The organism is Alcanivorax sp. MD8A (assembly GCF_002888555.1).
Taxonomy (GTDB): Bacteria; Pseudomonadota; Gammaproteobacteria; order Pseudomonadales; family Alcanivoracaceae; genus Alcanivorax.
In genome coordinates this window covers 112,478-127,639 of record NZ_AQOQ01000001.1, presented here as the reverse complement: position 1 = coordinate 127,639, position 15,162 = coordinate 112,478, and the positions used below count along the sequence as shown (strand labels likewise).

The window sequence follows — 15,162 nt, the reverse complement described above, 5'->3', positions numbered from 1 at the left end:
GTGCAAGGAGGGATTGCCGGTCGTTTGGTAAAAAGGAACCTCAACGCGCCAGGCTTTTCAGCGCAAGGCGAATCAGTTGTTCGCTGCTGGCGCCCTCTTCTGCCACCTTGCCCACCGCCGCCGCGGCATCCTTGTTGCGATAGCCCAAGGCTTCCAGCGCAGCAACGGCATCACTGCGGGCATCATCCGGGGCGTTAATGGCGACTCTGCCGGGCAGATTGGCCGGCGCACCGTCAATCTTGTCCAGCCGGTCGCTCATTTCGATGACCAGCCGCTCCGCGGTTTTCTTGCCGATACCGGGCACCTTCACCAACGTGGTGCTGTCCTGATCATGAATACACTGAGCCAACCGGTCCGCTTCGATACCGGAGAGGATCGCCAGCCCCATTTTCGGCCCCACCCCGTTCACCTTGATCAATGCCCGGAACAACTCCCGTTCATAACGGCTGGAAAAGCCATACAGCAACTGGGCATCTTCCCGCACCACGAAGTGGGTATGCAGCGTCAGCGGTTGCCCCACCTCCGGCAGGTCATAAAACACGGTCATGGGGGCTTCGATTTCATAACCGACCCCGTTCACGTCCAGCAGCAGCTGCGGAGGGCGCTTTTCCAGCAGGGTGCCACGCAATTGTCCAATCATGCTGAATCCTTAATGACTGTGTTGTTGATGTTGGTGCATTGAATTACCGGATACGGCGGTTGCGCACCGCCGTGGCGCCCGCCATTCTCGCCAGCGAGACACGCATGTGGGCATGACACAGTGCAATCGCCAATGCATCGGCGGCATCTTCCTGGGGGCGTTTATCCAACCCCAGCAAATGACGCACCATCTCCCCGACCTGAATCTTTTCCGCACTCCCCTTGCCCACCACTGCCTGCTTGACCTGGCGAGCCGAATATTCAAATACCGGAATTGACGCCTGCATCACTGCCGCAATGGCCGCACCCCGCGCCTGGCCCAGCTTGAGCGCCGAATCCGCATTGCGGGCCATGAAGACCTTCTCGATACTCACTTCCGCAGGGCCATATTCTTTTACCACCTGATCAATGCCGGCAAAGATTTCTCCCAGCCTGGGAGGCATTTCCTTATGGGAAGTCGAGATAGTGCCAAACGCCACCGCCCGGGACCGATTACCCACATGCTCCACCAGCCCATAGCCGGTGTGGCGCGAACCGGGGTCGATACCGAGAATCAATGCCATAACTGTCTGACCACAAATAGAAAATCTGCGTCAGTTGTACCGAAAGACTGTCCAAATGTCCAGTTAGCCAGAGAGGCGCTTCACGCAGCACGCCAGCCCACGTCGCTTGCAAGCAAGCTTCTACAACAAAGCCATAGGGAGCCCACCCTACTCCCTCCAAAAAACAAAAACCCCGGATAAATCCGGGGTTTTGCTTTTCCTGGAAGCTCATAGCTCGTAGCTATTCTTCTTGTGCCGGCCAACTGGCGTTGGTGTAGACGTTCTGGACATCATCCAGGTCTTCCAGCATGTCGATCATCTTCTGGACCGTTTCCGCGGTGTCCGTATCCATTTCGGTTTCGGTGGACGCATGCATGGTCACTTCAGCGTCAGCAAACTCCAGCTCTGCCGCACGCAAGGCATCCACCACTTCACCGAACTGTTTGTCCGGCGAGGTAATGACCAGGAAACCGCCGCCGTCGATCTCTTCTACATCCTCGGCTCCGGCTTCGAGCGCCACTTCCATGAGTTTTTCTTCGTCGACACTTTCCGGCTCGAAGTAAATTTCACCGCGCTTGGTGAACAGGAACGCCACTGAACCACTGGTGCCCAGATTGCCGGCGAACTTGGTGAAGGCATGACGGACTTCCGCCACGGTGCGGTTCACGTTATCGGTCATGGTTTCTACCAACACCGCAACACCACCCTTGCCGTAGCCTTCATAGGTGATTTCGTCCATGTTGCCGCCATCGTCACCACCGGCGCCACGCTTGATGGCACGGTCGATGGTGTCGCGGGTCATGTTGGCACCCAGCGCCTTGTCCATGGCGGCCCGCAGCCGCGGGTTATCCGCCGGCTCACCGCCACCCATCTTGGCGGCGACAGTCAGCTCACGAATCAGTTTGGTAAAAATCTTGCCGCGCTTGGCGTCCTGGGCCGCTTTGCGGTGTTTGATATTGGCCCATTTACTGTGTCCTGCCATATTTCCTCCGCTTGCTTACTGGAGGTCAGACGTCTGACGCCGGACGCCAAACCCTGTGTCCAAACGTTTGGCCGTGTTTCCTGTCAATTTCTCTCTGAGCCGACAGGAAACACACCAAGAATTGCAGCATCGGGTTAAGCGTCCGACGTCAGACAGCCGACGTCCGACCCCTCATCAGTCTTCTTCTTTACGTACCTGTACGCCCACTTCCCGCAGTTGTTTGTTGTCCACCGGGGACGGGGCATTGGTCATCATGCAGGCTGCAGTCTGGGTTTTCGGGAAAGCAATAACATCACGGATGGAATCGCAACCGGTCATCAGCATGACCATGCGATCCAGACCGAACGCCAGACCGCCATGGGGCGGCGCACCGTACTTCAGACCATCCAGCAGGAAGCCGAATTTTTCATCCGCTTCTTCATCAGAGATGCCCAATGCTTCAAACACCGCACGCTGCATGGCCGGGTTGTGGATACGGATGGAACCACCACCCAGCTCCGTGCCGTTGAGGACCATGTCGTAGGCACGGGACAAGGCGCCTTCCGGATTGCTCTTCAGCTCTTCCGGGCTGCAGCTGGGCATGGTGAACGGATGATGCAGGGCATGGAACTGGCCGTCTTCCTCTTCAAACATGGGGAAGTCCACCACCCACAGCGGGGCCCAGTCGCCTTCCACCAGATTCAGGTCGTGACCTACCTTGACTCGCAGGGCGCCCAGCGCTTCGTTCACGATCTTCGCCTTGTCTGCCCCGAAGAAGATCAGGTCGCCCGTCTCGGCGCCGGTGCGCTCGAGAATGCCCTGAATGGCCTCATCGGTGAGGAACTTGAGGATCGGGGACTGCAGGCCTTCCGCGCCAGCGGCAAGATCATTGACCTTGATGTAGGCGAGCCCCTTGGCGCCGTAGATGCTGACGTACTTGGTGTAGCCGTCGATATCCTTGCGGGACAGGCTGCAACCGCCCGGGACTTTCATGGCTGCCACACGCCCTTTGGGGTCGTTGGCCGGCCCGGAGAACACTTTGAAATCCACACCGGCCAGCAAATCGGCAATGTCGATCAGCTCCAGCGGAATACGCAGGTCTGGCTTGTCGGAGCCAAAGCGGCGCATGGCTTCAGAGAACGGCATGCGCGGGAAGTCCGGCAGCTCGACCTGCAGCAATTCCTTGAACAGGCTGCGCACCATGGTTTCGGTGATCCCCATGATGTCCTCTTCTTCAACAAAAGAGGCTTCCAGGTCGATCTGGGTGAATTCCGGCTGACGGTCAGCACGCAGGTCTTCATCCCGGAAACACTTGGCAATCTGGTAGTAACGATCGAAACCGGCCACCATCAGCAACTGCTTGAACAGCTGGGGCGATTGCGGCAGCGCAAAGAAGCTGCCGGCATGGGTCCGGCTGGGCACCAGATAATCACGGGCCCCTTCCGGGGTCGCACGGGTCAGGATCGGGGTTTCCACATCCATGAAGCCCTGGCCTTCCAGGAAAGCGCGGACCGCGTGAGTCAGGCGCGAGCGGAACTGGAAGTTACGCAGCTGCTCGGGGCGACGCAGGTCCATGTAGCGATACTTGAGCCGCACTTCCTCACCGGCACCACCGTGCTCATCCAGCTCGAACGGCGGGGTGGCCGCTTCGTTAAGGATCGTCAGGGCCTTGCCCAGCACCTCGATATCCCCGGTGGCCATCTTGCTGTTACGCACGGCTTCATCACGCATGCGCACCCGGCCAGTCACTTTCACCACGTATTCGCTGCGTACCTTGTCGGCCAGTGCGAAGGCGTCCACGGTGTCCGGGTCGAACACCACCTGCACCAGGCCATTACGGTCACGCAGGTCGAGGAAGATCACCCCGCCATGGTCACGACGGCGGTGTACCCAACCGCACAGCTCAACAGTTTCTCCGTCGTGGGACGCTCTTAAATCACCGCAATAATGGCTACGCATGCTCTCTGTCCGTTCGTATTTCTGAGTGTACGACCCGCAGCCAGACAACCTGTCTGCAGCCCCGGCACCGGGTCATAGAAAAAAGGCGCCACAGTATAGCGATTCCACCCGCTGCGAGCCATGCCGCCGGCACAATGCACACCAAACCGCCTCTCAAGCCGTAAAATTTTGCTGAAACCCGCGAAAAATAGTGGTTTCAGCGCTTGTGAACTGGATTTTCCTGACTTATAAAAGATGCGAACCACATCAGTGACCCTCTGAGTTGGCAAAGTCGTGTGCTGCTCACCGCACCGCTTCCAGCACGCAGTCCAGGGGCGAACCTGATCAGGGAAGCATCACCGGTGCCCAACCAGAAGGCACCATCACAACTCAGGAAGACACCAAAAAGGGGTAAGCTATCCATGGCTGCAAAGAAGAAAACCGCTGCCAAAGCCGCCAGCACCACTGCTGCGCGCAAAGTAAAGACTGTCACCGAACCGATGAACAAAACCCAGATCGTTAACCAGATCGCCGACACCACCGGCCTGACCAAGAAAGACGTCAATGCCGTGTTTGATGAGCTGGGCGTGATCATCGAAGGACACATCAAAAAGCGTGGCGCCGGCCAGTTCACCCTGCCGGGCCTGATGAAAATCGTGACCCAGAAGAAGCCCGCTACCAAGGCTCGCAAGGGCATCAACCCCTTCACTGGCGAAGAGACCACCTTCGCGGCCAAGCCGGCCCGTACCATGGTCAAGATCCGTCCGCTGAAGAAACTGAAAGACATGGCCTCCTGATGGCCCGCCGCCGGGCTCTGCCCGGCGGCATCTTCCCTTCGCTCCCCTCGCTCTGCGGCTGCACTGGCCCAAGGCAATCTCCACCCTCTATAATGCGCCCCCAACCGGACAGGGTGCCGACGTTGCGATCATGCGCCTCCGCCCTTCATCAGCCTTTCCCGTGAGCGGATTCCAAGGAGCCTGCAATGGCAGAACGTAAAGACAAGAAGAAGATCATCGGCGAGCCGATGACCGATGAACAGATCAAGGTATTTCTCGATTTTCCTGCTGAAGAGGGGGTAAACCCTGATTTTCACGTACTGGAAAAGGCCTACCGGGCCCTGCGGGCAGAAGATTTCGAGCGGTTTGTCGCCTTCTTCCAGGCACAAGGCCGTGACCTTAACAGCCGAGATCCGGAAAACCGGACCCTGTTGACCGTCATTACCCAACACCCACGCTGCGAAGACTACGCTGACGTCCTGCGCAAGGCCGGCGGTACCGCCTGATTTTTGCTTCCGCCACCCGGCGCCCCGGGTGGCAACCCCTCAGATACAAAACCCAACGGGAATACATACCGGGGAGAACTTGTTCACCGCCCCGCCCCATGGCATTGTTAGGTCATAGGGGCCCTGCGATATATCTTTCGCCCGATAATAAACAACAACAAGAGCCGTACTACTCATGGCAGCTACCTCCCAACCCTTCTGGCGCAGCCTGTGCCTGATTGTGCTTTGTGCTATCAGCTTGCAAGCCCAGGCAGCCCGCGACGACGACGTCGATGACGAAATGGATGAAGTCACCCCGGAAGAACTGCAAATGCAGGAAATCCCGGTGGATGAGCGCATCTTCGTGGAAAAATGGAACGACGTTCCCTACAAGAAAAGCTTCTTTACCTACACCGACCAGCAGATCCGTGAAAAGTGGGAATACCTGATGCGGGGGCTGAAAGTGCCCTACCCCTCAGCAGCCTACATGAAGAAGAACTTCGAGAAGTATCCCTTCATGAAGGAAGGTATTACGGACTGGAATGGGGATTATCAGGTACTGGAGACCCGCAGCCTGCAGGTCTGGCGCCTGTTTTTCTCGGGTGATTTCCAGAAAGCCCGGGAAGAAGGCCTGAAACTGGGCCCCATGGGCGAGATTCCTGCCCTCTTCTCCCAATTGATGTATGCCATCTACCTGACCGACCGTCAGAGCATCAAATATATGATGCTGCAGGACGTGGCGAACCGGGCAGAAGACTATTTTGAAGTGATGGCGGAAGCCGAGGATGATCCGGAGGTCGCTCCGATTGTCGCCTCCGTGAAACTGGGTTATGCCTACGCCATTGCCCGCATTGCCGAGGAATCGCCCGTACCCGTTGTTGTGGCCCGCCGCTATATCGGCAAGATCAAGAACAGCGCCGAGGAAGTGGTCGCAATCATGCCCGAACAGCCACTGGCACACGCATTTCGTGCTGGGGTGGATGCCGGCATCATGCGCAGGGTGGGTAAATTCACCGGTCGCATGACCTACGGCGCGCGCACCACCACGGTGGAAGAGTCCTTTTCCGACGCCCTGCAACTGGCCCCGGACATCCCCATCGTCAACTACGAATACGCCAACGCCCTGATCTACATGAACCGCAAGCGTGACCTCAATGAGGCCATCAGCTATCTGGAAAAAGCCATGAAGATCCGTCCGGAATTTTCCATGGACGCACTGGACGTGATGTATTCCTACAAGCGTTTGCAGGAAGTCCGGCTCTATGCGCTCAACTTCCGCAGTTTCCGCAAGTTCGAAAAACTGCGCCGCAAGTTCAGCAAAAAGACCGACCGCAACCTGACCAGCGTGCTTAGTGAGCCACTGACGATGGATATGCTCAACAACCCGGATAACTATGTGCTTCCGGAACGCAATTAATGTCCCTCTATGAAGACAAGGTCTTCCCGGTACTGCTGGACTGGGCCACCCGTCCACTGTACCGGAACCGCCAGCACCTAATCCGCCAGGCCCATGGTAAGGTGCTGGAACTGGGCGTCGGCACCGGCGCCAACTTCCCACTCTATTCTGATCTCGCAAGCGAAATACACGGCATTGAGCCCGCCGAGGCCCTGCTGGAGCTGGCGGCTGACACCGCACGCCAGTGCAGCCAACCTGAACGTTTTCACCTTCAGGTCGCTGGCGCCGAGCAATTGCCCTATGGCGACAACAGCTTTGATACCGTCATCGCCTGCCTGGTGTTTTGCACTATCCCGGACCCGGATGCCGCCGCCCGGGAAGCCTTTCGGGTACTCAAGCCCGGCGGCACCCTGCTGACACTGGAACACGTACGCAGCGAGAAGCGTTGGACCCAACGCCTGCAAGGGGCCATGAACCCCGCTTGGAAACACCTGGCCTGCGGTTGCCAACTCACCCGCAACACCGCAGCAACGCTTCGCCAAGCGGGCTTTCGACTTCACAAGGCCAGCCATCATCAGCACCCCAAACTGCCCCGGTTCGCCGCCCAGCTTTTGGAAGGGGCAATGCTGAAACCCTGATTATCAGGTCGGCGGCATGATGCAGAACGAGGCAAACTGCCGCACCCCTTCCTGCGTATTTCCCTCTACAATAACGCCATGACAAACCGTCCCCCATTGCTGAACTGGCGACTGCGCCTGATCTGGCTGCGCAGCCTGCTGGTGCTGGCCATTACCCTTGCCCTGATTTTGCTACAAAGTCTGGGGCATAGTGGCTATCACATTCCCGAACTGGGTTGGTTGGCGGCCTTGCTGCTGCCGAGTCTGGTGACCCTTTGCACCTGGCGGCTGCTGCCCCGCCATCACGGCACCTTGCTTACCCTTGAGCTGGCTCTGGATACGGTGCTGTTCGCCGGGCTGATACAGAATTTTGGCGGAGCGGGTAATCCGCTCGCGTTTTACCTGCTGGTCCCTGCGCTACTCGCTTCCCTGACCCTGCCTCTTCGCGGAGCCATGACGGTGGCATCACTGGCTCTGGCCGGCTATCTGGTCACCATGAACTGGTATCACATGCCCGCCAGCGATACCCCATTGCATGCGTTGAGCCACCAGCTCAGTGGTCTTCATGGCGTCGGCATGGCCGCCATCTTCACCGCCATGCTGGTGATGCTGACCCTGCTGGGGCAAGTCATTCAAAGGCTGATGCAAGACCAACAGCGTCAACAGGAGCAGGCCCTGGACCTGGCCGGTCGACGGGAGCACATGTACCAGATCGCTGCGACATTGGCGGACCAGGCGCATGAGCTGAACACACCGCTCGGCACCCTGGTCATGCTGGCAGACAACCTGCGCCATTCCCCGGCTCTCCCGGACAGCCTTCACCGCGAGGTCGAGCAAATGGAACAACTGGCCCGCCAAGTGGCCAGCAGACTCAAGCGCGGCAGTGGCGAACACACCCTTGCCAACCAGCCATTGAGTGCTCTGCTGGAACACCTGCGACAGCATCTACGCCATCTTGCCCCCACCCTGACACTGGAAATGGATCTGCAGGAAGATCCGCTTCTGGCAAACGCCGAGGGCTGGTTTCGGGTGCTCAGCAATCTGGGCTATAACGCCATGGATGCCGGCGCCAGCCGCTGGATTATCAGCAGTTTTGGCGATGAGCAGTCCCACGGTCTACAGATCAGCGATGATGGCCCCGCCCATCAGGATTCTGAACGGGAAGGACTGGGTATGGGCATGATCCTGGTGACCACCACCCTCGAGCAGATGGGCGCCAGCCTGAGTCTTGAGTTTGGCGCCCAGTGGACCCAGGCGCACATTCGCTGGCCCCGCACTCGCCAGGAGAACATCGCATGACCAACCTGCTGCTGGTGGAAGACGACGAACTGCTTGCCGAACAAACCCGCCAGGCGCTCAGCCGACATGGCGTCCAGGTTACTGTGGCCCACAACGGCCCAGCCACACTGGCCGTACTGCAACAGCTCAACCAACTGGATGCGGCAGTGCTGGACCAAAACCTAGGGCCCGACAATGGCCTGGATCTGATCGCACCGATCCTGGAACGCTTTCCCGGCTGCCGGGTGTTATTGCTAACCGGGTACGGCAGTATTGCCGCGGCCGTCGCGGCCACCCATCGGGGCGCCCACAATTATCTGACCAAACCGGCGACCCCGAGAGACATTCTGGAGGCGCTGGCCGCCGATCCCTCCAGCCTGGCCCCCGCCCTGCCACAAACGCCGCCGTCGTTGCAGCGACTGGAATGGGAACACATCCAGCGCACGCTCGACGCCCATGATGGCAACATTTCCCGGGCAGCAGACGCGCTGGGGATTCACCGCCGCACCCTGCAGCGTCGCCTGAAAAAGCGCCCCAGCGCCAGCGAATACCAACGCGAAAAAGGCCAGCAGACGACGCCGGACAACGATAATTAGGGCATACCGGTACAGAGAACTCCTGCCGACCGTTCTCGTCCCTGCTTGCTTCGCTTACACTGTGGCGCAATGACTGACAGGGACACCCGATTGAAGCGTACGCCACGCACAGGCTGGATTGCCGTTTTGCTGCTCTGCCTGCCGCTGACCGTGTTGGCCGCCCGCGAGGAGCCAGAGCTGCGTATTACCGGCAACGCCGACAAGGCCGTAGTCGACAATATCCGCGCCCTGATCGATCTGTCACGCTATCCTTGCCAGCCTCCCCCGGCCCAATATGGATTGATCCGTCGCCAAGTGCTGGCCAACGCCACCGAAGCACTTCAGGCCATGGGCTACTACGACAGTACGCTGACCCTGACCGCAGAGCCCCGGAACGAGCACTGCACCCAGGCAACCCTGGACGTACAAACCGGCCAGCCGGTGATTCTCAAGCGTGCGGACATACGCATCAGTGGCGATGCCGCCAGCGATCCGGCATTCCAGCAACTGGTCGATCAGGCACAGCTACGACTCGACGAGCGGCTGGAACACGATCAGTACACCACGCTGAAAAAGGCTTTGCAGCAGAACCTGATCAACCGGGGGTACCTGGAAGGCAGCCTTACCCGCCACGCCCTGACGGTCGACACCCGTGCCCGTCAGGCCACCATCCAACTGGAAGTGCAAAGTGGGCCTCGCTATCACTTTGGTGAGGTCTCCCTCACCGGCAGCAGCCTGAACGACAAACTGGTACGCGCCTACGTGCGATTTGAAGAAGGTGAGCCCTACGACAGCAAGCTGGTCTTGCAGACCCAGCAAGGCATGCTTGGGGCAGGTTACTTCAGTGCCGTGCGCATCGAAAAAGGTACCCCCGACCGGGACCAGCACCGTATCCCGCTGGCCATTACGGTCACCGACAATAACCGCTGGTCACTGCTGACGGGACTGGGCTTCAGTACCGATACCGGCCCGCGCGTCCGGCTCGGTATAGAGAACCGTCGGGTGAACCGCTTCGGCCACCGTTTCCGCGCGGAAACCGAACTCTCTGAAGTCCAGCAAGGCGCAGGGGCGACCTACCAGATTCCACTTAGCGATCCGCTTCGTGAGCGCCTGGATCTGCATACCAGTTATGTCAACGAAGACACCGACAGCAACACCAATGAACGCTGGAGCACAGGCACTGACTATATCCGCGAACTGGACAACAAGTGGGTCAGTACCGTGTCACTGGAGTACCTGCGCGAAACCTGGCAAGTGGCCAACGAGGTCGACCAGGCCGAGCTGCTCATCCCCGGCTACCAGCTCAGTCGCATCAAGGCCAATGACCCGGTTTACCCCACCTTCGGCTGGCGCCTCAGCGGCAAGATCCGCTTTGCCCACGAAGGGCTTTCCTCGACCGCATCGTTCCTGCAATTCACACCGAGCGGAAAACTGGTGTTTCCGCTTGCCGGCGGCAGAGTGTTGATTCGCGGCGATCTTGGCTACACCGAAGTCACCGACGTGACGGAACTGCCTGCCTCCATTCGTTTCTTCGCGGGCGGCGATTCCAGTGTGCGAGGCTTCGCCTATGAATCCCTAGGCCCCACCGACGCCAACGGCGACGTAATTGGGGGCCGTCATCTGGCCACAGGTTCACTGGAATTTGATCACCCCATCACCCAACGCTGGCACCTGGCGGCCTTCACCGATGCCGGTAACGCCTTCAATACCATGAATGAATTCGAGCCCCGCCACAGTGCCGGGCTCGGTGTACGCTGGCGCTCCCCCCTGGGCCCCATTCGCCTGGACGTAGCGCGTGCCATTGATGAGCATCGCAACTGGCGGATCCACCTGTCCATGGGGCCAGACCTGTGATGTCACGAACCGTGCAGTTTTTACTCCGTTCTCTGCTGGTACTGCTACTGGTGCTCAGTACAACGGTATGGCTGTTACTGGGCACCAGCACCGGCAACCGTTGGCTACTGGAACAGGCAGGCCAATGGATTCCCGGCGAACTGACCGTGGATCACTGGGAGGGACACCTGCTCGACACGGTGGAGCTCGAAGGGGTCCACTATCACAATGGCACGCTGGACGTGCGTCTGGACCGTGGCAGTCTCGCCCTGCTCCCGCGCAGTCTGCCCCAGGGATGGCTGGATCTGGAGTATCTGACGCTTGGGTCGCTGCGGATCACAACCGGGGCGCCCGAACAGACGGACAAACCGGACCCTGTCACGCTGCCAGAACAACTTACCCTGCCCTTCGGGCTGCGTATTGAAACCCTGGACGTTGCCCAGGTACGTGTTAACGACACCCCCCTGGTCAGTGACCTACACGGCCGCCGGCTGGTGGCCTGGCGGCGATTTCAGATCGCACACTTGAGCACCACCACCCTCGCCGACGCCCAGATCACTCTCAGTGGTCAAGGCTCACTAACCGGCCCCATCACGGTTGATGCCAATGCCGACTGGACACTGCCACTGCCGCCGTCAGATACCCTGACCGCCCGCCAGGCCACCGGCCAACTGCAAGTGAAAGGCGCCCTGGATGACTTGCACGTTGTCCATCAGCTGCAGCAGCCCGCCACCGTGCACAGCGAAGGCACCGTGCAATGGCAAGATGGCCAGCCCGTGCTGGCACTGGCCCATGAGTGGCCCACCCAGCCGCTACCACTGAACCAGACACCACCACTGACCCTGACAGAGGGCACCCTGCACACTCGGGGCAATCTCGACACCCTGCAGCTTGATGCTCAGACCGGTCTGATCCGCGATGACCTGACCGTGAGCATCGACCTGAAAGGTGCTCGCATTCGTGATGGTCTGGCTCTGGACACCCTGACGCTCAAGCAAGGCAAGCAAACCTTGCAGGCCAAGGGGCAACTGCTCTACGGCCCGCTGCGCTGGGACCTGAAGATTCAGGGCAACCTTGATCCGGAAATCCTGTCCCCGGCGCTACCCGGTCAACTGGCGATCGATGGCAGCAGCCAGGGCCGATACGATAACGGCCAATGGCAGCTGTCCCCCAGCCACCTTCAGATCAGCGGGCAACTGCGACAGCAGCCTGTGACCCTGCAAGCCAACGTGCACAGCCAGCAACAGCGGCTGGCCCTGACCGCCACAACCCGCTTTGGCGACAACAGTGCCAATCTGCAAGGCAAGCTTCTGCCTGGCTGGCAGCTCGACAGCACACTGAAGCTGCAACGCCTCAGCCAGATACACCCGGACCTGGAAGGCCGCCTGTCCGGGCAGATCGCCCTGCGTGGCGAACTGGCGACCCCCAGGGTGAGTGGCCAGCTAAACGGTCAGCAAACCGGCTGGCAACAATGGTCCGTCAGCACCCTCACCGCCCGCTTCAAAGACCTGGGACTCGGCACACAACCCCAGCAGCTGACCCTCAATGCCGATCAGATCCAGCAAGACGAGCAACGCCGACTGGAAACGCTTGCCCTGACCCTGACAGGCACCCGCCAACAGCACCAACTGACCGTCAGCGCCACACAGCAGAGCGTTACCCTGGCAACCCGGCTTGGCGGTACGCTGGACAGCTCACTGGGTTGGCAAGGCGACGTCACTCAAAGCCAGATCAGCCACGAGACCCTGGGACAATGGCAGCAACAACAAAGCAGCGCCTTGACCCTGTCAGCCGAGAGCCAGTCACTGGCGCCGTTCTGCCTTCGCCAGGACGACAGCGCCCTGTGTGTGCAAGGTAACCACCAGGCGGATAACCGCATACAGGCACACGGCTCAGTCCAGGCGCTCCCCCTGTCACTACTGTCCCCCCTGACCGGTCCGGACTTCACTGTGGAAGGGCTTCTCGAGGCGACGGTCGCCATCGAGGGCAGCATCGACAATCCTCGGGGTGAGCTGCACGCACAAACACAAGAGGCCCGCATCAGCATCAATGCGCAGGATGCCCCCCCTCCCCTGGACATCCATACCCTGTCAGTACACAGCCAGCTACAAAACCGGCAACTCGACAGTGAGCTGCAGCTGGCGTCGAGCCTGGGTCAGGCCAAAGCAACCCTGCACCACGGCCTGCAAGCTGATTCACCTCTTGGCGGGAACGTTAACCTGACGCTCCACTCGCTGGGCATTATCGAGTTGTTTACCGCCGACCTGCGCGATATCGAGGGCACTCTCCGGGCCGATGTCGGCCTCGCCGGGACCCTGCGCGCACCGCACATGAATGGCCAGATTGAGCTCCAGAACGGGCAGGCGCTGGTGCCGGCACTGGGCACCGCCATCAGTGATGTCTCACTGGTGCTGTCGGGTTCCCCCGACGGAGACATCGCCGTCAATGGTCAGGCCACCATGGGAGACGGCAAGGCCACCTTGTCAGGCAGTATCCAACCACATCCCTGGCCCCTGTCGTTGTCCCTCACGGTTCGTGGCCAGAACCTGCTGGTGGCCAACCGACCCGATGCCCGCGTTCTTCTCAGCCCCGATCTGCAATTACAGGGCAACCTCGAAGGTCTGGCACTGACCGGAAGCCTGGTCATCCCGGAGGCAGACATCCGCCCGGTGGAACTGCCGGAGAATGCCATCACCGTCAGCCGTGACCAGGTGCTGGTGCATCAGCAAGGCGAAGACAACGGCAGCCTGCCCCTCTCTCTGAATGTCACCGTGACATTGGGCGACCAGGTGTACTTCAAGGGATTCGGTCTGGATGCCACTCTGGGCGGCACGCTGGCGATTGAACAGAAACCCCAACGCCCCCCTCAGCTGAACGGAGAGCTGGTCGTTCGCGAAGGCCGCTACCGGGCCTACGGCCAGAATCTGGCGATCAGTGATGGCCGGCTGATTTTCCAGGGCGCGCCGGATAACCCCGGGCTGGATATCCGCGCGATCCGCAAGGTGCCCAGCGAAGCGATCACCGTAGGAGTGCAATTGGGCGGCACCCTGCAAGAGCCGGAAGCCAGCCTGTTTTCGGACCCTGGTATGGAACAGAGCCAGATCATGTCCTACCTGCTCACCGGCCGGCCACTGGAAAGCGGGTCCAAAAGCGACGCCAGCCGCATTGCTCAGGCTCTGGCACTTTACGGACTGGAAAAAGGCAGCGGCGTCACAGAAAAGATTGGCGACAAGATCGGTGTGGATGACATCAGTGTTGGCAGCGACTGGGAAACCGACGATGCCTCCCTGATGCTGGGAAAACAGCTATCAGACCGGCTCTATCTAACCTATGCCATCGGCCTGTTTGATGCGGTGTCCACTGTCATGCTGCGCTACACCCTGACCCGCAGCCTGCACCTGGAGGCGCGTTCCAGCTCGGAGGCAAACAGCCTGGATATTATCTGGGAGAAGGAACTGCGCTAGAAGGGCAAGCTACCAGCTACCAGCTACCAGCTACCAGCTACCAGCTACCAATTGGACGGGCCTGGTTGGAATGGTTCCTTTTTCTGTTTGGCTTAATCCCCAGACTTTCCTCGTGATGCAGTGCAGCGCGGAGTGAATAGGGATTCGTGTAGCTCGGGCATCACCTCGTGTTGAAGCTTGTAGCTTGTAGCTCATAACTGATAGCTGATAACCGTCAGCATTAAGCCGGCAAGGCGTAGGTCCCGGTAACGTGGGCGACCATCTCATCGCTGCCTTCGCTGAACAGCTGCACTTCCAGCACCGCCGAACGACGCCCCAGTCGCAGGATTACCGCCTCCGCTATCAGGTCTTTCTGCGCCGGGCGAGAGAGGAAGTTGATATTGAGATTCTGGGTCACCGCCATTTCCACTCGTCCCAATGCACCAAGCACCGCAGCATACATGGCAGCATCCGCCAGCCCCATCATGGTCGGACCGGAAAGGGTGCCACCGGGGCGCAGGGCGGAAGGCCGGAACGGGCTACGCACCCGCGCCCGACGATCCCCAATGGACTCCACTACCAGCCCTTCTTCCGAGGCCGCAGGCAACCCTTCGTAAATCACCGCCTGCACCTGTTCAGCATTCAACATTCAGACTCTCCCAAAAAGGGCCCCGCAGGG

The 15,162-nt window shown here is 59.7% G+C and carries 13 protein-coding genes; 8 read left to right on the top strand and 5 right to left on the bottom strand.

From position 1 onward, the window contains the following. Positions 1-40: 40 nt before the first annotated feature. The 4 genes from ruvA to aspS form a co-directional block, all read right to left on the bottom strand. Positions 41-640, bottom strand: coding sequence for a Holliday junction branch migration protein RuvA (gene ruvA / locus A15D_RS00485; protein ID WP_022983936.1), 600 nt, complete (start codon positions 638-640; stop codon positions 41-43). A 43-nt stretch (positions 641-683) separates the two neighbouring features. Then, positions 684-1,202, bottom strand: coding sequence for a crossover junction endodeoxyribonuclease RuvC (ruvC, locus tag A15D_RS00480; RefSeq protein ID WP_022983937.1), 519 nt, complete (start codon positions 1,200-1,202; stop codon positions 684-686). A gap of 220 nt (positions 1,203-1,422) precedes the next feature. Then, the gene (locus A15D_RS00475) at positions 1,423-2,163 is read right to left on the bottom strand and encodes a YebC/PmpR family DNA-binding transcriptional regulator (protein ID WP_102790333.1); all 741 of its coding nucleotides are present in this window, start codon (positions 2,161-2,163) and stop codon (positions 1,423-1,425) included. A 174-nt stretch (positions 2,164-2,337) separates the two neighbouring features. Then, a complete protein-coding gene (gene aspS, locus A15D_RS00470) occupies positions 2,338-4,101 on the bottom strand; it encodes an aspartate--tRNA ligase (protein ID WP_102790332.1) in 1,764 nt (587 codons plus the stop codon). Positions 4,102-4,502: 401 nt separating this feature from the next. Here aspS and A15D_RS00465 point away from each other — a divergent pair, with 401 nt between their 5' ends. The 8 genes from A15D_RS00465 (at position 4,503) to A15D_RS00430 (ending at position 14,504) form a co-directional block, all read left to right on the top strand. Continuing rightward, the gene (locus A15D_RS00465) at positions 4,503-4,877 is read left to right on the top strand and encodes an HU family DNA-binding protein (RefSeq protein WP_022983940.1); all 375 of its coding nucleotides are present in this window, start codon (positions 4,503-4,505) and stop codon (positions 4,875-4,877) included. A gap of 185 nt (positions 4,878-5,062) precedes the next feature. Beyond that, positions 5,063-5,362 carry a PA4642 family protein gene (locus A15D_RS00460; RefSeq protein WP_102790331.1) on the top strand — a complete coding sequence of 100 codons (300 nt, stop codon included), beginning with the start codon at positions 5,063-5,065 and terminating at the stop codon, positions 5,360-5,362. A gap of 175 nt (positions 5,363-5,537) precedes the next feature. Beyond that, the gene (locus A15D_RS00455; RefSeq protein ID WP_102790330.1) at positions 5,538-6,758 is read left to right on the top strand and encodes a M48 family metallopeptidase; all 1,221 of its coding nucleotides are present in this window, start codon (positions 5,538-5,540) and stop codon (positions 6,756-6,758) included. Continuing rightward, entirely contained in the window at positions 6,758-7,375 is a 618-nt protein-coding gene (locus tag A15D_RS00450; RefSeq protein WP_102790329.1) for a class I SAM-dependent methyltransferase, read from the top strand. Before A15D_RS00455 ends, A15D_RS00450 begins: the two co-directional genes overlap by 1 nt. Before the next feature lie 78 nt (positions 7,376-7,453). Beyond that, positions 7,454-8,653: a HAMP domain-containing histidine kinase gene (locus A15D_RS00445; RefSeq protein ID WP_102790328.1), complete on the top strand. Its 1,200-nt coding sequence runs from the start codon at positions 7,454-7,456 to the stop codon at positions 8,651-8,653. Beyond that, the gene (locus tag A15D_RS00440; RefSeq protein WP_102790327.1) at positions 8,650-9,228 is read left to right on the top strand and encodes a response regulator transcription factor; all 579 of its coding nucleotides are present in this window, start codon (positions 8,650-8,652) and stop codon (positions 9,226-9,228) included. The genes A15D_RS00445 and A15D_RS00440 overlap by 4 nt, the downstream gene beginning before the upstream one ends. Before the next feature lie 69 nt (positions 9,229-9,297). Beyond that, positions 9,298-11,061, top strand: coding sequence for an autotransporter assembly complex family protein (locus A15D_RS00435; RefSeq protein WP_102790326.1), 1,764 nt, complete (start codon positions 9,298-9,300; stop codon positions 11,059-11,061). Beyond that, complete coding sequence (locus A15D_RS00430) at positions 11,061-14,504, top strand: translocation/assembly module TamB domain-containing protein (protein WP_102790325.1); 3,444 nt, start codon at positions 11,061-11,063, stop codon at positions 14,502-14,504. Before A15D_RS00435 ends, A15D_RS00430 begins: the two co-directional genes overlap by 1 nt. A 220-nt stretch (positions 14,505-14,724) precedes the next feature. Here the strand turns inward: A15D_RS00430 and A15D_RS00425 are convergent, their stop codons facing one another. Then, positions 14,725-15,132: a PaaI family thioesterase gene (locus tag A15D_RS00425; RefSeq protein WP_102790324.1), complete on the bottom strand. Its 408-nt coding sequence runs from the start codon at positions 15,130-15,132 to the stop codon at positions 14,725-14,727. Positions 15,133-15,162: the final 30 nt, after the last annotated feature.